This is a genomic window from Mycobacterium sp. 4858, assembly GCF_900240975.1.
Lineage (GTDB): Bacteria > Actinomycetota > Actinomycetes > Mycobacteriales > Mycobacteriaceae > Mycobacterium.
Genome location: NZ_LT968776.1, coordinates 150,743 through 169,788 on the forward strand (window position 1 = coordinate 150,743; position 19,046 = coordinate 169,788).

The 19,046-nt window shown below is 68.3% G+C and carries 18 protein-coding genes; 7 read left to right on the forward strand and 11 right to left on the reverse strand.

What is annotated here, in order from left to right; all coding sequences use genetic code 11:
* Nucleotides 1-29: 29 nt before the first annotated feature.
* Both C1737_RS08865 and C1737_RS08870 read right to left on the reverse strand, forming a co-directional pair.
* Nucleotides 30-1,085, reverse strand: a complete 1,056-nt coding sequence (locus C1737_RS08865) for a putative zinc-binding metallopeptidase (protein ID WP_102417905.1) — start codon at nt 1,083-1,085, stop codon at nt 30-32.
* On the reverse strand, nt 1,078-2,007 hold the full coding sequence (locus C1737_RS08870) for a transglutaminase family protein (protein ID WP_102419864.1): 930 nt from the start codon (nt 2,005-2,007) through the stop codon (nt 1,078-1,080). The genes C1737_RS08865 and C1737_RS08870 overlap by 8 nt, the downstream gene beginning before the upstream one ends.
* A gap of 101 nt (nt 2,008-2,108) precedes the next feature.
* Here C1737_RS08870 and C1737_RS08875 point away from each other — a divergent pair, with 101 nt between their 5' ends.
* A complete protein-coding gene (locus tag C1737_RS08875; protein ID WP_102417906.1) occupies nt 2,109-2,498 on the forward strand; it encodes an MmcQ/YjbR family DNA-binding protein in 390 nt (129 codons plus the stop codon).
* A gap of 12 nt (nt 2,499-2,510) precedes the next feature.
* Here C1737_RS08875 and C1737_RS08880 read toward each other — a convergent pair whose 3' ends face one another.
* From C1737_RS08880 to aspS, 3 genes are read right to left on the reverse strand one after another with little or no spacing between them, the layout of a single operon-like run.
* Entirely contained in the window at nt 2,511-3,590 is a 1,080-nt protein-coding gene (locus tag C1737_RS08880; RefSeq protein ID WP_102417907.1) for an aromatic acid exporter family protein, read from the reverse strand.
* 4 nt (nt 3,591-3,594) lie between these two features.
* Nucleotides 3,595-4,038 carry a nitroreductase family deazaflavin-dependent oxidoreductase gene (locus tag C1737_RS08885; RefSeq protein WP_102417908.1) on the reverse strand — a complete coding sequence of 148 codons (444 nt, stop codon included), beginning with the start codon at nt 4,036-4,038 and terminating at the stop codon, nt 3,595-3,597.
* Entirely contained in the window at nt 4,035-5,816 is a 1,782-nt protein-coding gene (gene aspS, locus C1737_RS08890; RefSeq protein WP_102417909.1) for an aspartate--tRNA ligase, read from the reverse strand. Before aspS ends, C1737_RS08885 begins: the two co-directional genes overlap by 4 nt.
* Nucleotides 5,817-5,890: 74 nt before the next feature.
* Here aspS and C1737_RS08895 point away from each other — a divergent pair, with 74 nt between their 5' ends.
* From C1737_RS08895 to C1737_RS08910, 4 genes are all read left to right on the forward strand, one after another.
* Nucleotides 5,891-6,772: an oxidoreductase gene (locus C1737_RS08895; RefSeq protein ID WP_102417910.1), complete on the forward strand. Its 882-nt coding sequence runs from the start codon at nt 5,891-5,893 to the stop codon at nt 6,770-6,772.
* 9 nt (nt 6,773-6,781) lie between these two features.
* Complete coding sequence (locus C1737_RS08900; RefSeq protein ID WP_068094048.1) at nt 6,782-7,285, forward strand: SRPBCC family protein; 504 nt, start codon at nt 6,782-6,784, stop codon at nt 7,283-7,285.
* 9 nt (nt 7,286-7,294) lie between these two features.
* Nucleotides 7,295-8,170 (forward strand): neutral zinc metallopeptidase, encoded by an 876-nt coding sequence (locus C1737_RS08905; RefSeq protein ID WP_102417911.1) that lies wholly within the window; start codon nt 7,295-7,297, stop codon nt 8,168-8,170.
* A gap of 170 nt (nt 8,171-8,340) precedes the next feature.
* Complete coding sequence (locus C1737_RS08910) at nt 8,341-9,954, forward strand: MFS transporter (protein ID WP_233214725.1); 1,614 nt, start codon at nt 8,341-8,343, stop codon at nt 9,952-9,954.
* A gap of 51 nt (nt 9,955-10,005) precedes the next feature.
* Here C1737_RS08910 and C1737_RS08915 read toward each other — a convergent pair whose 3' ends face one another.
* A complete protein-coding gene (locus tag C1737_RS08915) occupies nt 10,006-10,449 on the reverse strand; it encodes a hypothetical protein (protein WP_067923427.1) in 444 nt (147 codons plus the stop codon).
* A gap of 131 nt (nt 10,450-10,580) precedes the next feature.
* Here C1737_RS08915 and C1737_RS08920 point away from each other — a divergent pair, with 131 nt between their 5' ends.
* Nucleotides 10,581-12,176, forward strand: a complete 1,596-nt coding sequence (locus tag C1737_RS08920; protein ID WP_102419865.1) for a metallophosphoesterase family protein — start codon at nt 10,581-10,583, stop codon at nt 12,174-12,176.
* A 1-nt stretch (nt 12,177) separates the two neighbouring features.
* On the opposite strand, the gene C1737_RS08925 is transcribed toward C1737_RS08920, so the two are convergent.
* The 3 genes from C1737_RS08925 to C1737_RS08935 form a co-directional block, all read right to left on the reverse strand.
* On the reverse strand, nt 12,178-13,209 hold the full coding sequence (locus tag C1737_RS08925) for an Rv2578c family radical SAM protein (RefSeq protein ID WP_102417913.1): 1,032 nt from the start codon (nt 13,207-13,209) through the stop codon (nt 12,178-12,180).
* A 167-nt stretch (nt 13,210-13,376) separates the two neighbouring features.
* Complete coding sequence (gene mdlC / locus C1737_RS08930; protein ID WP_102417914.1) at nt 13,377-14,990, reverse strand: benzoylformate decarboxylase; 1,614 nt, start codon at nt 14,988-14,990, stop codon at nt 13,377-13,379.
* A gap of 37 nt (nt 14,991-15,027) precedes the next feature.
* Complete coding sequence (locus C1737_RS08935) at nt 15,028-15,855, reverse strand: alpha/beta hydrolase (protein ID WP_233214726.1); 828 nt, start codon at nt 15,853-15,855, stop codon at nt 15,028-15,030.
* A 114-nt stretch (nt 15,856-15,969) separates the two neighbouring features.
* Between C1737_RS08935 and C1737_RS08940 the strand changes: the two genes are divergently transcribed.
* Entirely contained in the window at nt 15,970-17,154 is a 1,185-nt protein-coding gene (locus C1737_RS08940) for a CdaR family transcriptional regulator (RefSeq protein ID WP_067923442.1), read from the forward strand.
* A gap of 166 nt (nt 17,155-17,320) precedes the next feature.
* Here the strand turns inward: C1737_RS08940 and C1737_RS08945 are convergent, their stop codons facing one another.
* Both C1737_RS08945 and C1737_RS08950 read right to left on the reverse strand, forming a co-directional pair.
* Nucleotides 17,321-18,178: an LLM class flavin-dependent oxidoreductase gene (locus C1737_RS08945; protein ID WP_102417915.1), complete on the reverse strand. Its 858-nt coding sequence runs from the start codon at nt 18,176-18,178 to the stop codon at nt 17,321-17,323.
* A 12-nt stretch (nt 18,179-18,190) separates the two neighbouring features.
* Nucleotides 18,191-18,949 (reverse strand): SDR family oxidoreductase, encoded by a 759-nt coding sequence (locus C1737_RS08950; RefSeq protein ID WP_102417916.1) that lies wholly within the window; start codon nt 18,947-18,949, stop codon nt 18,191-18,193.
* Nucleotides 18,950-19,046: the final 97 nt, after the last annotated feature.

Sequence of the window (19,046 nt, forward strand, 5' to 3'; positions counted from 1 at the left end):
GCCGCCTCGAGGAACTGGCGGACCGCGCCCTACCCCGCGATGGCGGCCGGTCCCCGCGACTCGGAGGTCACCTCGTCGATCACGGTGTAGATGAACTTCATCTTGTCCAGCACAGCGACCGGCAGCACGAACGGGTACAGGTCGTCGTGGCCCATCGACCGGTTCACCATGTTCAGCGACCACGACAGTGGCAGCCACATGTCGATGACCGTCTGGAAAGCGCTGGGGCCCAGGGCCGGACGGTCGAAGGTCGCCGACGCCGAAGCGAAGCCGCACCACGCCGAGGTGTCCAGGGTGTCGCGGATGTGCAGGTAATGGGCGAACGTCTCGGCCCAGTCCTCGGCGGGGTGCATGGTGGCGTACGAGGAGACGAAGTGTTCCTGCCAATCCTCGGGCGGCCCCTCACTGTAGTGCCGGTCGAGCGCCTCCTGGTAGTCGGCGTCGGGGTCGCCGAACAACTCGTTGAAGCGCGCCAAATAGTCTCTGGACCCGGCGATCAGCCGGTAGAAGTAGTAGTGCCCGATCTCGTGCCGGAAGTGTCCCAGCAGCGTGCGGTACGGCTCCTCCATCTCCACCCGCAGCTGCTCGCGGTGCACGTCGTCGCCCTCGGCCAGGTCCAGGGTGATCACGCCGTTGTCGTGCCCGGTCATCACCTTCTCGTGCCCGCTGGACAGCAGGTGGAAGGCTAATCCCTGCTCGGGATCCTCGTCGCGCCCGATGATCGGCAACTTGAGTTCATGCAGCTCGGCGATCAGCCGCCGCTTGGCCGCCTCGGCGCGGGCGAACTCGGCCAGGCCGGCGGTGTCGGCGTCGTTGGGCCGCACGGTGGTCAGCGCGCAGGACGCGCACAGCAGCCGAGGATTGTTGACGGGAACCAGCCAATTGCATTCGGCCAGTAGCAGATTGGCGCACAGCTGATACTCGGCCGCGTCCACGAAACCCGCGTGCTCGCCGGCGTTGTTCTCGGCGATCACCAGCAGGGCCATCTGTTCGAGCGAAAAACCCAGTGCGCTGCCGCAATTCAGGCAGGTGGAGTTCTCGAACGTCAGGCGCTGCCCGCAATTGGGGCAGTTGAAGTCACGCATGGAGCACGTCCCCCTCGAAGGGCACCACGTCGACGGCCACGTCGATCACGCTGTGCTCCGACTCGGTGTAGATGATGCCCCGCAGCGGCGGCACGTCCGCGTAGTCACGGCCGCGTCCGACGATGATGTAGCGCTCGTCGACCAGCTGGTCGTTCGTGGGGTCCAAGCCCAGCCACTCGAACTGGCCGGGCTGCTGCGGTGTCCACACCGCCGCCCAGGCGTGGGTGGCGTCTATACCGATCATTCGATCCTTCCCCGGGGGTGGGTCGGTGGCCAGGTAGCCGGACACGTAGCTGGCCGCCAGACCGTTGGCGCGCAGGCAGGCGATCGCCAGCCGTGCAAAGTCCTGACATACCCCTTCCCGGGCCGCCAGAACCTCTTTTACCCCGGTGGAAATCGTCGTCGACCCCGAGCGGTAGGTGAAGTCGGCGAAAATCCGCGACGCGAGGTCGCGCAGCACGTCCACCAGCGGGCGCTCCGGGGCGAAACTGGGCGCCGCGTACTCGCGCACCTCGTCGGTGATCTCGGGTGGATTCAGGTCGAGGGTGAATTCGGCGGCGAGCGCTCCCCCACCTCCCGTCGGCCGGGCGGCCTCCCACGGTTGCACCGCCGGCCCGGCGGTGTAGAGCCCCGGGGCCGGCGGATAGACGTCCACGATGGAATCGCTGGTGACGGTCAGGGTGTGGTGCGGCTCGGTGACGTGGAAGTACGAGCTGATGTTGCCGTAGACGTCGGCGCTGGTGGAGACGTCGGCGGGGGCCGGTTCGATGGTCAGCCGGTGCTCGACGCAGCGCTGCCGCAGCGAATCCCGCGGGGTGAGAAAACCGCGGCCGTAGGAGCTGGTCACCACGTCGGAGTAGCGGTACTCGGTGCGGTGGGTGACCCGGTGGCGGCGGGCGGCCCCGGCCTCGGCTTCAGTCACATGGCTGATCACATCACACGCCGGGCCGTCGCGTCGTCCGCGGCGCGAAACCGTTTGCCGATACGGCGGCACGCGGGCCAAACCGGGAGCACAATCGAGATGTGGCCACGTGGTACGACGTCGCCCACATCGTTCGTGAGCTGGCACTCACCTCCGAGCCGTCACCGCATGACTGGCGGGTCGGCAAGAAGTTGCTGGCCTGGGAGCGGCCGCTGCGCCCGTCCGAACGCGAGGCGCTGGCCCGCGAGGGATCGGAACCGCCCGGGGGCGACATCCTCGGCGTGCGGGTGTCAGACGAGGGGGTCAAGTTCGGGTTGATCACCGACGAGCCGGACGTTTATTTCACGACCCCCCACTTCGACGGCTACCCGGTGGTGTTGGTCCGGCTGGCCGAGATCTCGGTGCGCGACCTCGAGGAGCTGATCACCGAGGCCTGGCTGACGCAGGCCCCGCGGAAGTTGGTTCAGGAATTCCTGGCCGACTCCCGCTGAACCGCTGAACCGTCACCCGTGCCGTAGGTCGATGACCCGTTGCAGGTCGTCGACGCAGGCGCTGACGACGTCGGCGAGGATCAACTGCGTTTTCTCGCGGGCGACCGACTGCAATTCCGAAGCGTGGTGACGCGCGGACGCGATGTACGCGCACGCGCCGGCCGGGTCGGGGTCGGCAAGGGCTGTCGCGGCCGCGAGCACCACCGACACGGTGTGCACGATCTGCGGATGCCCCTCGCGACAACCGTCAGAGGTGGGATTGGGAGTAGGGGCGACGGCGCGGGCCAGTTGCAGCACCGAGCCGGCCAGCAGGGCCACGTACACGGCCTGGCGATCGGCGGCGTGGACCGTGTCGCGCATGCCCCAGCGGCGCGGCGCGATACGCACGACTTGGCGGGCGGTGGTGCGCGCCTCGAGCAGTCCGCTGAGCTGTTCGTGTACTCGGTCGACCGCCGTCAGCGGCCAGTCGGGTGCCGGCGCTTTGCGTCCGACGGCGACGTCCGCGGCACGCGCCAACACGTCGTGCAGCACCCCCAGCACGCCGACGCGCGCAATGCGCAGCACCTTCAGCGGGTCGGCGGGGAACAGCAGGACTGCGAACACGATGGCCACGCCACCGCCGATCAGCGCGTCGAAGATGCGCTCCCAGCCGAGGCCGCTGTGGAACAGCGCCAACACCAGGATCGCCGACACCGCGGTCTGGTTGGCGAACATCATCCCGTGCCCGATGAAGCCGCCCCCGATGAACACCGCGGCGCCCAGCGCGATCAATGCGGCGATCGCGATGGGGACCGCGCCGGGGCCGAGCAGGGCCTGCACCACCGAGCCCAGCCCAATCCCGAAAGTCACCCCGACCATCATCTGGATGGCGCGTTGCGCGCGCAGCACGTTGCTCGTCGACAACGACACCGCGGCCGCGATCGGTGCGAAGAACGGCTGCGGATGCTGTAGGACGTCGTGCGCGAGATACCACGACAGGCCTGCGGCGACGGCGGTCTGTACCAGGTTGAACCACACCAGCCGCAGGCGTTTGCCGCCGGCACGCGCGGCGGCGAGAACCAGCGATAGCCCCGCCTGCCGCGACGTGCCCACCCGGCTAGGTCCGGTTTAACTCGAACAACGGAATGACGCGGCTGGTCTTGGACTGGTATTCGGCGAACACCGGCGCCGCGGCGACGATCTGCGGCAGGACTTCCTCGCGCTCGTCGGACGGCAACTCGCGCGCCGTGACGGCGAACTCCTGCACTCCCTGCGGGGCGCCGATCTCGACCCGGGCCTGCGGGTTGGCCCGCAGGTTGTGCACCCACGCCGGGCTGACGGGCGAGCCGGCGAAGGAGCCGATGATGATGAGCTTGCCGTCGATGCGGAAGTAGGCCAGCGGGGAGATCCTGGGCTGTCCGGACTTGGCGCCCGTCGTGGTGAGCAACAGCAGATGGGCATTCTCGAACTGGCCGCCCACCTTGCCGCTGTTGGTCCGGAACTCGTCGATGATGGCGCTGTTGAAGTTGTTGATCGTCGCGGTGTCAGGCATTTCGGTCATGCCCGGTCAACCTTGTCCGGCTTGACGTCTATTCCGGATTCCTTGCGTTGCTGGGCGGTGATGGGCGCGGGCGCCTCGGTGAGCGGGTCGACGCCGCCGCCGGTCTTGGGGAACGCGATCACCTCGCGGATGGAGTCCACCCGGGACAGCAGCGCGTTGATCCGGTCCCAGCCGAAGGCGATCCCGCCGTGCGGCGGTGCGCCAAAGGTGAACGCCTCCAACAGGAATCCGAACTTGTCCTCGGCCTCGGCGCGATCCAGGCCCATCACCGCGAACACCCGCTCCTGGATGTCACGGCGGTGGATACGGATCGAGCCGCCCCCGATCTCGTTGCCGTTGCAGACGATGTCGTAGGCGTCGGCGAGCACGCCGCCGGGGTCGGTGTCGATGACGTCCTCGAACTCGGGCTTGGGCGAGGTGAACGCGTGATGCACCGCCGTCCACGCCCCCGCGCCGACGGCCACGTCGCCGGCGGCGGTCGCCTCCTCGGCCGGCTCGAACAGCGGTGGGTCCACCACCCACACGAACGCCCATGCGTCGGGGTCGACGAGGCCCAGCCGGTCCGCGATCTCGTTGCGGGCCGCACCGAGCAGGGCCCGCGACGACTTGGGCGGGCCGGCCGAGAAGAAGATGCAGTCCCCCGGCTTGGCCCCGACGTGCGCGGCCAGCCCGTCGCGCTCGGCGTCGGACAGGTTCTTGGCCACCGGCCCGCCGAGCGTGCCGTCGTCGGCCACCAGCACGTAGGCCAGGCCGCGGTGCCCGCGCTGTTTGGCCCACTCCTGCCAGCCGTCCAGCGTGCGCCGTGGCTGCGACGCCCCACCGGGCATGACCACCGCACCGACGTACGGTGCCTGGAAGACGCGAAAGGTGGTGTCGGAGAAGAACTCTGCGCACTCGACGAGCTCCAGCCCGAACCGCATGTCCGGCTTGTCCGAGCCGAATCGGCGCATCGCGTCGGCATAGCTGATCCGCGGGATCGGCGTCGGGATCTGGTAGCCGATCAGCGCCCACAGCGCGGTCAGGATCTCCTCGGAGATCGCGATGATGTCCTCGGCGTCGACGAAGCTCATCTCCATGTCGAGCTGGGTGAACTCGGGCTGACGGTCGGCGCGGAAATCCTCGTCGCGGTAGCAGCGGGCGATCTGGTAGTAGCGCTCCATCCCGGCCACCATCAGCAGCTGCTTGAACAGCTGTGGGCTCTGCGGCAGGGCGTAGAACGATCCGGGGTGCAGGCGCGAGGGCACCAGGAAGTCGCGCGCCCCCTCGGGTGTGGAGCGGGTGATCGTCGGCGTCTCGATCTCGACGAAGTCGTGTCGCGCCAGCACCGAGCGGGCGGCGGCATTGACCTTGGAACGCAGCCGGATTGCGGCGGCCGGCCCGTCGCGGCGCAGGTCGAGGTAGCGGTACTTCAGCCGCAACTCCTCGCCGGCGGGCTCGTCGAGCTGGAACGGCAGCGGCGCGCTCTCGCCCAGCACGGTCAGCGACGCGGCGTTGACCTCGATGTCACCCGTGGCGATCTCGGGGTTGGCGTTGCCCTCCGGGCGGATCTCGACGACCCCGGTGACCGCGATGCAGAACTCGGCGCGCAACCGGTGCGCCTGGGCCAGCACGTCCTCGGCGCGGAACACCACCTGGGCGATGCCCGAGGCGTCGCGCAGGTCGATGAAGATGACGCCGCCGTGGTCGCGGCGGCGAGCCACCCAGCCCGCCAGAGTCACCTGCTGCCCGGCTTCGCTGCTTCTCAGCGAACCGGCGGCGTGGCTGCGCAGCACAAACACTCCCTTTCAGCAGGCTTTGGACGAGTGCCCAGTCTAGAGCAGGTACTTTCGGTCCTATCGCCACCAACCCCCCAATGAGAATCGCACTAGTCGGCCCCGGCGCCGTCGGTACGACGGTCGCCGCACTGCTGCACAAGGCCGGGCATTCGGTGCTGGTGTGCGGCCACACCCCCCGAGACCGCATCGAATTGCGGCCCGACGGCGCGGATCCGATCGTCGTCCCGGGGCCCGTGCACACCGATCCCAGCGAGGTGAACGGGCCCGTCGACGTGGTGGTGCTGGCGGTCAAGGCCACCCAGAACAACGCCGCGGCCGGATGGCTGGCCCGCCTGTGCGGGCCGCACACGATCGTCGCGGTGCTGCAGAACGGCGTCGAGCAGGTCGAGCAAGTACAGCCGCACTGCCCGTCGTCGCCCGTGGTCCCCGGCATCGTCTGGTATTCCGCGGAGACCCAGCCCGGCGGCTGGGTCCGGCTGCGCACCGAGCCCGCGCTGGTACTGCCCAGCGGGCCCTCGGCGGAGGCGATCGCCGAGCTGCTGCGCGGCGCGGGATGCCGGGTGGACTGCGACCCCGACTTCATCACCGCGGCCTGGCGCAAGTTGCTCACCAACGCGCTGGCCGGGTTCATGGCGCTGTCCGGGCGGCGGTCCGGCATGTTCCGCCGCGACGACGTCGCCGCACTGTCGCGCCGCTACGTCGCCGAGTGCCTGGCGGTGGCGCGGGCCGAGGGCGCCCGGCTGCCCGACGGCATCGTCGACGAGCTGGCGGACATGTTCCGCCGCGCACCCGAGGACATGGGGACGTCGATCCTGGCCGACCGGGAGAACGGCCGCCGGATGGAATGGGACGTCCGCAACGGGGTGATCATCCGCAAGGCCCGCGCCCATGATCTGGCGACGCCGATCAGCGACGTCGTTGTGCCGTTACTGGCCGCGGCCAGCGACGGGCCAGGATAGATTCGAGCCATGTTCCCCTGCGACCGCGTGGACATGAGCTTCATCGACAGCGCGCCGTTCGTGTTCCGCAACAGCGTCGACCTGGCCATCACGCCCGAGCAGCTGTTCGAGGTGCTCGCCGACGCGGAGTCCTGGCCGCGCTGGGCGAGCGTGATCACCAAGGTGACCTGGACCAGCCCCGAGCCGCGCGGTGTGGGCACCACCCGCGTCGTCGAGATGCGCGGCGGCATGGTCGGCAATGAGGAATTCCTGGCGTGGGAGCCGTTCAGCCACATGGCTTTCCGGTTCAACGAATGCTCGACGCAGGCCGTCGCCGCGTTCGCCGAGGACTACCGGGTCGAGGCCATCCCCGGTGGTTGCCGGCTGACGTGGACCATGGCGCAGAAGCCCGCGGGCCCGGCGCGGCTGGCGATGTACCTGGTGGGGCCGCTGCTGAACCTGGGCCTTCGCCGATTCCTGCGCAACCTGCGCAGCTACACCGATGCCCGCTACTCCGCGACCCAGCAACATTAGGAGCCTGCCGTGACCTTCAACGAGGGTATGCAGATCGACACCAGCACCGCGTCCTCGTCGGGGGGCGGCATGGGCATGGCGCTCGGCGGCGGCGGCCTCGGGCTGCTCATCCTCATCGGCGCGCTGTTGTTGGGCGTCGATCCGGGCCGCGTCATGGACCAGTCGCAGTCGAACACAAGCGGTTACTCCGCGCCCGGATTCGACCTGAGCCAGTGCAAGACCGGCGCCGATGCCAACAAGTACGTGCAGTGCCGCGTGGTCGCCACGGGCAACTCGGTGGACGCGGTCTGGCACCAGCTGATGCCGAGGTACACCCGGCCGCACGTGCGGCTGTTCACCGGCTCGGTCGACACCGGCTGCGGGCCGGCGACCACCGCGGTGGGGCCGTTCTACTGCCCGGTGGACCAGACCGCGTACTTCGACACCGACTTCTTCCAGGAGCTGGTCGACAAATTCGGTTCCAGCGGAGGGCCGTTCGCCCAGGAGTACGTGGTCGCCCACGAATACGGCCACCACGTGCAGCAGCTGCAGGGCGTCCTGGGCCGCTCGCAGCAGGGGGCGAAGGGCGCCGGCGGCAACGGCGTGCGCACGGAGTTGCAGGCGGACTGCTACGCGGGCATCTGGGCGCACTACGCGTCGACCGTCAAGCAGGAGAGCACCGGTGTGCCGTACCTGCAGCCCTTGAGCGACCAGGACATCCAAGACGCGCTGTCGGCCGCGGCGTCGGTGGGCGACGACCGGATTCAGAAGGAAGCGACCGGGCGGGTCAACCCGGAGTCGTGGACGCACGGCTCGTCGGAGCAGCGGCAGCACTGGTTCACCGTCGGCTACCAGACCGGCGACCCGAAGCAGTGCGACACCTTCTCCGCCCCGAGTCTGGGTTAGTCCGCCTGCAGTTTCGGCAATTCCGCACCCGGCGGTGACGCCGCTCGTCCCATGGCGGCGGCCCGCTTCGCCCGGCTCCGCCGCGCTCACGACCACCGCTAGGTCGTGCGCGGGTCAGGTGCGTGCCCTAGACTTCTACCCCGCCGCACGACGCGAAAGGCGTTGCCCGTATGTCGGATATGACGCAGGAGCGCACCGACGCCGCGGAGGTGTCGGCGTGGGCACCGTTGCGCAACCAGGTTTTCCGTGCGCTGTTCGTCGCGCAGTTCGTCTCCAACGTGGGCACCTGGATGCAAAGTGTGGCCGCGCAATGGGTCTTGGTGGAGGGCGGCAGCAGCGCCACCGTCGTGGCATTGGTCCAGACCGCTAGCCTCGGGCCGACGCTGGTGTTGGCACTGTTTTCCGGCGCGCTCGCCGACGTGTTCGACCAGCGACGGTTGCTGATCGTCCTGCAGTCGTATGCGGTGTTGGTGGCGCTCGCGCTGGCGGGACTGACCTACTTCGGCCACCTCACCCCGACGGCTCTGCTGCTGTTCACCCTGGCCATCGGCGTCGCCTCCGCGATCACGGCGCCTGCCTGGCAGGCGATCCAGCCCGAGGTCGTCCCCCGCGAGCAGATCACCGCCGCGGCGACGTTGGCCAGCGTCTCGGTCAACGTCGCCAGGGTGGTCGGGCCCGCGATCGGCGGCATCGTGCTGGCGGTGACCGGTCCGGCGGCGGTCTTCGCGATCAACGCGATCTCGTTCGTGGGCATCATCGTCGCCTTGGCGGCGTGGCAGCGACCCAAGCAGATCGCGCCCATCGAACGAGAACACCTCGGCCAGGCGATCCTGACGGGACTGGCCTATGTGGTCAACGGTCCGATCTACCGCCGGATCCTGCTGCGCGCAGCCCTTTTCGTCTTCCCCGCCTCGGCCCTGCTGGCGCTGCTGCCCGTGACGGCCGCCGACACCTGGCACCTGGGGGCCGGCGGCTACGGTCTGGCGCTGGGCGCCATCGGTGTCGGCGCCGTGCTGGCCGTCGCGGTCCCCGCGCCGCTACGCCAGAAGGTGCCGCCCAACACACTGCTGGCGGGGTGCGCCGCCGCATACGGCGCCGCCACGCTCGCGGTGGTCTTTCTGCCGTTCGCCGCGGCGGCGCCGTTCCTGGTGTTGTCGGGGATGACCTGGCTGATCACGCTGACAACGTTGAACGCCGCGGCGCAGCTGCATCTGCCGCGCTGGGTGCGCGCCCGCGGGTTGGCGATGTACCTGCTGGTCTTCACCGGCTCACAGGCGCTCGGGTCGTATCTGTGGGGTGTCGTCGCCACGCGCGAAGGACTGGGCGTGGCGTTGACCGTGGCGGCGGTGCTGCTGGGCGTCACCGCGCTGAGCGTCGTCCCGCTCGGGCTGCGGCCGGAAACCGGGAAGCTGAGCCGCGACATCTCGCGGGCCTGGCCGTCACCCATGGTCGTCTTCGAACCGTGCCCCAACGACGGGCCCGTCCTGGTGACCGTGCGCTATCGCGTCGCGACCGACACCCTCCAAGACTTCGTCAAGGCGATGAGCGCGGTGCGGCGCTCACGGCTGCGAACGGGCGGCCACAGCTGGGGGCTGTATCACAGCCTGGAACATCCCGACACGGTGCTCGAGCGGTTCACGGTGCCATCGTGGACCGAATTCGAACGCCAGCACACCGAACGCTGGCTGGAGTCCGACCACGACGGGGTGACCAACGCCGTGGGCTACACCGTCGACAACACCCGCCACCACGAGTACTACCTCGCGCTGCGGGTGCGCCACTGAACCACGCCCGGCGGCGCGGTGTTCGCTATCGGCGAACCGGCGTCGGCCGGCTCACCAGGGTCGCGTGGAGCAGGTGACCCCGGTGGTGGCGCTCTGCGTCACCACGACCTGGCCGTCGACGGCGATCTGGCACTGAATCTGCGGGGTGTTCGACGAATCGCAGTCTGGCCAGTGGCACCCGCCGCTCGCGTTGACGAACGCCCACTGATTCGGGTCGTTCAGCGTCGTGTTGTAGACCAGCGGCTGATTTGCGGCGAACGCCGTCTGCACGCTGTTCAGGTACTGCGAGGAGTTGGCGTTGAACGCCGCCTGGCTGGGCGGATCGGTGTTCATGTAGCGGACGTTGCCGGTGAGGTTGCCGGTGGCGGTGATGGTGTAGGTCACCTGGTGGCCGGCCGGGTCCGCCGATGAGGTCGCGGGCGTGACGGCCACCGCTGCGGCGGCCGCAAACGCCGCCGCCGCGACCCCCGTGGTCACTATTCGCACGTTCGTCATATCGAAAACGCTACCCAATTCGTTACGGCACTACGCACGAATAGTGCTCCGTGCTGTGCGTCCGTGCCCGCGGCGACCGCCTAGCGGCCGCCGTTCCGGCGGCGTTCACCGGCTTCGGGTATGAAGCAGGGGTGGCCGACGACCCCGCCCCCCGAGGCAACGATCCGGCCCCCGGCATCAGCCGCCGCAGGTTGTTGACCACCAGCGCGGTCTCGGCCGCCCTCGGCGCGGGCGTCGGGGGCGGGGCCACTTTGGTGTGGTCGCACCCCAGCGCGCCCGCGCTCTGGTATCAGCCCAGCCGCAACGGCGCGCCGCCGGTGACCGGGCTGCACCTGCAATTCGGCCGGCACGCCGGCACCGAGGCCGTGGTGTCCTGGCACACCGTCGACGCGGTCCGCAACCCGCGCGTCATGCTCGGCACGCCGACGTCGGGCCTCGGGCGCACGGTCGCAGCCGAAACCCGCACCTATCGCGATGCCAAGTCCAACACCGAGGTCCGCGTCAACCACGCCCGCCTGACGGACCTGACCCCGGACACCGACTACGTGTACGCCGCCGTGCACGACGGCGCGGAGCCCGAGATGGGCACCTTCCGCACCGCGCCGTCGGGACGTAAACCCTTCCGCTTCACCAGCTTCGGCGACCAGTCCACGCCGACACTGGAGCGGATGCCCGACGGCACCTACGGCACGGACAACATCGGATCGCCCGCGTCCGCCGACACCACCCTGGCAATCGAACGCATGGCGCCCCTGTTCAACCTGGTCAACGGCGACCTGTGCTACGCCAACCTCGCGCAGGACCGGATCCGCACGTGGTCGGCGTGGTTCGACAACAACACCCGATCGGCGCGCTACCGGCCGTGGATGCCCGCGGCGGGCAATCACGAGAACGAATTGGGCAATGGCCCAGTCGGTTACGCCGCCTATCAGACGTATTTCGCGGTGCCCGACTCGGGATCGAGCCCCGAAACGCGAGGGCTGTGGTATTCATTCACCGCCGGCTCGGTGCGGGTGATCAGCCTGAACAACGACGACGTGGCGTTTCAGGACGGCGGCAACTTCTACGTGCACGGCTACTCGGGCGGAGAGCAAAAGCGTTGGCTGGCAGCCGAACTCGTCGCCGCCCGGCGGGACCCGGACATCGACTGGATCGTCGTGTGCATGCACCAGACGGCGATCTCCACCGCCGACGCGCCCGCCAATGGCGCCGACCTGGGGATCCGCGAGGAATGGCTCCCGCTGTTCGACCAGCACCAGGTCGACCTCGTGGTGTGCGGCCACGAACACCATTACGAGCGATCGCATCCGTTACGCGGCACGCAGCAGACCGACACCCGAACGCCGATACCGGTGGACACCCGCACCGACGTCATCGACCCGACCAAGGGGACGGTGCACGTCGTCATCGGCGGCGGCGGCACGTCCGCGCCCAGCAACGGCTTCTTCTTCGCAGAGCCGCGCTGCCGGGTGTTGACCGGGGTCGCCGCGTTCGACCCCGGGCTGGGGCGCAAGGCACCGATCTACGTTCTGGAGGACGCACCGTGGTCCGCCTTCCGAGACCGCGACAATCCCTACGGCTTCGCGGCGTTCGACGTCGACCCGGGCCAACCCGGCGGCGACACCTCGATCAAGGCCACCCATTACGCGCTGAGCGGGCCGTTCGGCGAAGTGACCGTGGTGGACCGGTTCACCCTGACCAAGCCGCGCCGAGACAGGCCGGCCTGAATCAAAACAGCGTCGCCTGAACGCTTTCCGGCTCCGGCGGCGCCGCCACGACGGGCCGGCGGAACGAGCGCTGCTCGCCGCCCAGCCGGTATTTCGCGATCAGCGGCGCGGCCCGCGCCCGCAGCATCTCGCGGTAGCCGGGCGGCAGGTACGCGCCGCGCCGGTACAGCTCGCGGTAGCGGCCCACCAACTCCGGATGCGAGCCACCCAGCCAGGACATGAACCAGCCCCGGGTCGAGCCGCGCAGGTGCAGGCCGAAGACCGTGACACCGGTGGCGCCGGCCGCCGCGATCTGGCCCAGCAGGCCATCGAGATGCTCGACGGAGTCGGTCAGGTACGGCAGCACCGGCGCCACCATCACGTGGCAGTCCAGGCCCGCCTCGCGGATCGCGGTGATCAGGCCCAGCCGCGCCTGCGGCGTGGGCGTGCCGGGCTCGACGTCCCGATGCAGCTCCGGGTCACCGACGGCCAGCGACACCGCGACCGACAGTGGAACGTGTTGCGCCGCATCGGCGATCAGGGGCAGGTCGCGCCGCAGCAGGGTGCCCTTGGTGAGGATCGACAGCGGTGTGCCGGATTCGGCGAGGGCGCCGATGATGCCGGGCATCAGCGCGTAGCGACCCTCGGCCCGCTGGTAGGGGTCGGTGTTGGTGCCCAGCGCGACGGTCTCGCGCCGCCACGACGGCCGGCGCAGCTCGCGGCGCAGCACCTCGACGACGTTGGTCTTGACGATGACCTGGCTGTCGAAGTCGTTGCCGCAGTCGAGGTCCAGGTATTCGTGGGTGGGCCGGGCGAAGCAGTAGCGGCACGCGTGCGAGCAGCCCCGGTAGCCGTTGACGGTGTACCGGAACGGCAGCGCAGAAGCGCCCGGCACCTTGTTGAGCGCGGACTTGCACAGCACCTCGTGGAAGGTGATCCCCTCGAACTGCGGGGCGCGCACACTGCGGACCAGGCCGATCCGCTGCAGCCCCGGCAGCGCACCGTCCTCGACCGGCTCCCCGTTGACTGCGACGGCCTGGTCCACCCAGCGCATACTTCTATTCGAACATCAGTTCGATATCGAGTCAAGCCTATGTGGTCGAGTCAGATGTGGCCGGGCTTCTTGATCGGCGCAGGGTGGCCTCGTCGGCGGCCACCGCGTCGCGACCCTGAAGCGCCGCGGCGAACGCCGAAATGATCGTGCCATCCACCAGATGTCTCCTAGCTGCCGAATCCCGCGGGCACGGGTGTCGTGCGGGCGTTGATCAGGGTGGGTCGGTCGCGGTCGGCAATGCCGGCCTTGACCAGTTCGTACACTTCGTCGGAGCTGTGTGCTTCGTGGGCGTCGACGCCGTAACTGGCCGCAGTTCCCACGATGTCGAGGCCGGGGATGTCGAGCCCCGGGACGTTCGGGGTCTTTTCCCAGACGCCGAATTCTTTGACCACGCCGTATTCGGCGTTGGACGCCACCACCACGGTGAGCGGGATGTTGTAGCGTGCCGCGCTCCACAGCGCGGTGATCGCGTAGTGGATGGAGCCGTCGCCCATCAACGACACGACCGGTCGGTCGGGTGCCGCGATTTGAGCACCGACCGATGCCGGCAGCCCCCAGCCGAGTCCGCCACCGGCGGCCGACAGATGTGATCGCGGATTGCCCGGGCGGATGCTTTCGGTCATGACGATCTCGTTGCTGCCTGCTTCGCTGACCCACAGGGTGTCCGCGGGTGCGGCGTGAGCGACGGCGGTCCACAGATCCGCGGGCTTGAGCGGCACCTGCTCCGAGACCCGTTCCGGTGCTGCGGCGCGTGGCGCGGGCGCGGAGCGCCGGGTGGGTTTGACCGCCGCCGCCAGGGCCCGAGTGGCGGCGCGAATGTCGGCGACGATCGCGTCACCGACGGGGGCGCGGGCGGCCTCGTCGGGATCGTTGGTGATCTGGATCAACCGTGCGCCGCTCGGCAGGTACGGCCCGGGCACCAACGGGTAATAGCGGAACACCGGCGTCCCGATCGTGAGGATCAGGTCGTGGCCCGCGAGAAGCCCGGAGATCCAGCCCGCCCCCGGGGGCAGCGCGCCGTGATAGAGCCGGTGATTCTCCGGGAAACCGCTCCAGCCGGTCAATGGTGCGGTGAACACCGGCGATTCGGTGCGCTCGGCCAGCTCGATCACCGCGTCATAGGCGTCGTAGCGGTCGATATCGCCGCCGACAATGATCGCCGGCGACGTGGCGGCGTCGAGTTGTGCGCCGACCTGCTCGGCCAACTCGGTCGGAAAGCCCGTTGCGTGGGTCACGGTGCGATCGCGCACCACCGCGATGTCGGCGAGCTGGCCGTCGGTCAGTTCGATCGGCATGTCGTCCATCGGCAGCGAGACGAACACCGGGCCCATCGGCGGGGTGGTGGCCAGGTGGATCGCCCGGGCCAGCACCGCCGGGGACTCGCTGGCGGTCGCCGGCTCGGCGGCCCACTTCACGAACGGCTTTGGTGTGGTGGTGGGTTCGTGATTGGTCAGCAGGCAGTACTGGTTCTGCATGTTGCGGCGCTGGTTGCCCGCGGTGATGATCAGCGGCGTCTTGTTGACGTAGGCGTTGTAGATCTGGCCTTGCGCGTTACCCATGCCAGGGGCGGTATGCAGGTTGACCACGGCGGGACGGCGGGTGACTTGCGCGTAGGCGTCGGCCATCCCGACCGGGATCATCTCCTGCAGGCCCAGGAAGTAGCGGAAGTCATCGGGAAAGTCTTGCAGCAGCGCTAATTCCGACGAGCCGGGATTGCCGAACCAGGTGGTCAAATTGTGCGAGCGGAACAGGTCGAGGATGGCGTCGCGCACTGTGGTCATGGGTGGCCGTTGCTTTCGTTCGAAGTTGTGAAAGGAGTCAGTCGAGTTCCCCGGGCAGGGGGCTCAGCGCCCAGTTCAAGGCGAAGTCGGCGACTTCTTCCCATCCCGGTGCGCCGCAGGTGAAGTGGTCTCGCTCAGGGAAGAGCTTGTAGGCGGTGATCGCGGCCGAGTGTTCGACGTTTGTCGTGTAGTTCTCGTGCTGCACCGCGGGCGGCAGGATGTGGTCGTGGCCGCCGGCGATGAACAGCAGCGGCGCGCGGTCGTCGTTGGCGAAGTTGTAGGTGGTGGCCGCATGGGGTGTGACGTTGGCCAGGCCGCCCTGGAACAAGATGCGCGCCGGTACCGGAACCGCGTACCGCTCATAGGCGACCTGAGATTCGGATTCGGTGAGCGTGTTGGTGAAGGCGTAGTGGAATTGCTCTGGCGTGATGGGCACAGCGCGGTGGACGTTGCCCGGATTTCTCAATACTGGAAACGTAGCCCGGATTTCCGAGAACGGCAGCACTTGGATGCCCTTGACGCCGGCGCCGTCGATGGACACGCCGGCCCGCCCGTAACCTGCGTCGAGCAGCAGCTGCACGAACGTGCCGCCGAACGAGTGGCCCATCAGTATCGGCGGTTCGCTCAGTTCGCCGATGACCTCGGCGAGGTGATCGAAGACTTCCCGCACCCCAAGGTCGGCCAGCGGAGAGGGGTCCTCGCGTAGCGCGGCGACCCCTGTCGGGCCGGGCGCCACACCCGGGTAGCCCGGCGTCAAAACGGCGAATCCCCTGGCGCGGTAACGGGCAACCCAGTCCTCCCACGCAAGCGGCGTCATCCACAGGCCGTGCACCAAAACGATGGTCTGATCGGAGGGGGCGTTCACAGCAAGAAGCGTGATCGTTCAGTGTGGACTGCACAATGAACGGCAGCCCAGATTTACGATCACGAAACCTGTGCCGGGGCACAACGGGGCGCGCGGCGATTTACGATCCGCTACATGTTGCAGCAACGACCGCTGACCGTGCTCACCAATCGCGTGCGACAACAGTCGGGCGCAATCGTGACCAAGGTCCTCGCCCGGCTGCGCGCTGAAGTACCCGACTATTTGCCCGTCGACGACGACAACGGCAAGACCGTTAGGGGCAACATCGCCGAGTACCTCGACGAAATGCTCGAATGGATCGACCGAGGCACTGACCCCGGCCACCACAGCTTCGACTCCGCCATTCATCACCGCGCCAGCCAAGGTCTGACGCAGTCAAGTCTGTTGCACGCGTACCGCCTCGGCGCGGCGACCATCTGGGACGAGCTCGCACGCCTGGCGGACACCGGGGAAATCGAAAAGGAAGCCCTCATCGCGGCGACACCGTCCATCTTCGCCTGGATGAACGCCAATTCGCTTCGCGCACACGCGGTTTTCCGCGAAATCGACATCCGCGACGCGCGACGCAACGAACAAGTTCGCGCCGCCCTGCTCGATACGGTGCTGTTCAACGAATCCAGCGTCGGGGCAGCGTTCTGGGACGCGGTCGCCGCCCTCGGTCTCCCGCGGACGGGGCAGCTCACGATCATCTCGGCAACCAGCGCTGAGCCTTCGGTGGAGCATTCGCCTCCCGACATCGAGACGCTGATCTCGGCGCACCCCGCGGTTCAGGACTCGTGGTTTCGTCTCACGTCCCACTCGCAATTGGGGGTCGTCTCGCTTCGACGAAACCGCGTGGACGCGCTGGACACCATCGCCGCTACCATCTGCACCGACATCCCCATCATGATTGGCCTCAGCAGCCCCTTCACCGACATCGCCGACTGTTCAAAAGCCCGCGCTCAAGCTCAAGTCGCTATGTCAGCCTCGTCGAAGAGTCGCCCGAGTACTCGCTACAACCGCGACGTCATCGCAGTCTTGCTCGCCAGCTCGCCAGACGCGGCCGCATCCGTCGTGACAACCACACTGGGACCGGTACTCGAGTTGCCAGCCGAGCGGCGCGAGCCACTCCTCACCACGGTCGACACCTGGCTACAGCGCGGCCAGTCCGTCTCGGCTACCGCCGACGAACTGCATTGTCACCGCAACACCATCAACTACCGATTGCGCCGATTCGCCGAACTCACCGGACGACCGCTGGCCGACAATTTCTGGCTGGCCCAAGTCGCAGTGGCACTGCAAGCTGCACGCACCTGGTAGAGAAACCGCGCGCGATCTGGACGACGCCTGGTCCCAAAGCGCCAAGCGCTCTGAAAATTGTTCGGGCAGCTCCCGACTGCCTCCGCGGTCCCGGGGCACGAGCTATTCGAACAACGCTTCATGAGCTCGCCAAGCCCTGCGCAAACTCCTCTCGTGCAGCGCCCGTTCAGAGAACGGCGTCGGCAAGGCGATCCACCTGGTCGAGCGCGCCGACGGAGGGATGGAAGATGAGCTCGTCGAAGCCGAGGTCGCGGTAAGCGCGGACGGTGGCCGCCGCGTCCTTCGGGGTGGTCAGCATGTCGGCGACGTTGAGAGCCGCGTAGTCCGGTTTGAATCCGTAGTAGCGCTGCAGGTGCTCCCGGCCGAGTCGGACGGCTTCCTCACCACCGAACGCGAAGTTCACGCTGGCGTGCAGCCGCGGCTGCCCGGACCGGCCCGCCTCCCGCCACGCCGCGCGTGCCCGATCGGCGAATGACGCCTGATTGTCGTAGTCGCGCAGGGCGCCGGCAGACCAGCCGTCACCCATCGTCACGACCCGGCGCATGGTCGCCTCCGACCGTCCCCCGAACAGGATGGGGATGCGCAACGGGCGCGGGCACAGCGCCTTGTCGCCGGTGACCGGCGTGGCGCGCCACGCCTCGCCCAACAATCCCACCGTCTCGTCCAGAACGCGCCCCCGCCGACGGAAGTCCACGCCAGCCGCCACATAGTCGTCGGTCCGGTTACCCACACCCAGACCCACCATCAGCCGGTTGTCGGTGACGTCCGCGATGGTGGCGAGCTGCTTGGCGAGCAGCGCGGCCGGATAGAGGGGTGCCAGCAAAATGTTTGTGATCAAACCGATTTCACTGGTCGAGCCTGCGGCGAGGGACAATGCGACGATCGAATCGAGGCTCTCGTAGACCAGCCGGTCGATGGTGGCCAGGCCCGCGAATCCCCGTTGTTCCGCCCGGCGGGACCAAGGCACCGTCAACGACCCGCGCACATGGGCGATGTGGCTCGGCAATCCGATTCCGAGTTGCATGGCGATCCTCCGCTATTTCGACTGCGCGGTCGGCTGATTGATGACATCGAAGGTCTCGTCGTAGCAGCCGTCGCGCGCGGCGAACCGTACACGCCGGGCGGCATCGACCACCACCTCGGTGGCGTCCGGCTCCGATCGCAACCGCGAAATGACCTCGGCGACAAAGGAATCCAGCGTCATCACATGGCGCGCAGGTCCAAGACCACGCTCAATGTCTGTCTCCACCCGGGGCGGGACGATCTCGATCACCTGAACCGCCGTGTCGCGCAGCTGGTGGCGCAGCGACTCGGTGTAGGAGTGCAGCGCCGCTTTGGTCGCGCAATACGTCGGCGCGACCGCCTTGGGTACGAACGCAAGGGCGGAGGTGACGTTGATGATCGCGGCGTCCGGCTGCGTGAGCAGGGTGGGCAGCAGCGACGCGGTGAGTCTTAAAGGCCCGAGCAGGTTGACCGCCACGATCGCCTCCGCCGCGGTGGTGTCATCCGCCAGCAGGTTCTCGGTGCGCATGATTCCCGCGTTGTTGATCACGACGTTCAGCCCGGGATGGCGACGAGCCACCTCCGCGGCCAGCCGGCCGGCGCTGGTCGGGTCGCTTTGATCGAATTGCAGATGTTCCATGCCCGGGTTGGCGGCCACGGCGGCTTGCAGGACCTCGCGGCGCCGCCCCGCGATGATGATCCGGTTGCCCAGGCGGTGCAACGATTCGGCCAGGCCGCGGCCGATCCCACTGCCTCCCCCGGTCACCAGCACGACATTGCCCGTCAGCTTCATGGTGCAAGGCTGGCAGTACCGCTCACCAAACACCCAACGTTCGGCTCACACCGTCGAGAAACCCTCATCTATCGTCGGTATCTGCCTAACATTGCTC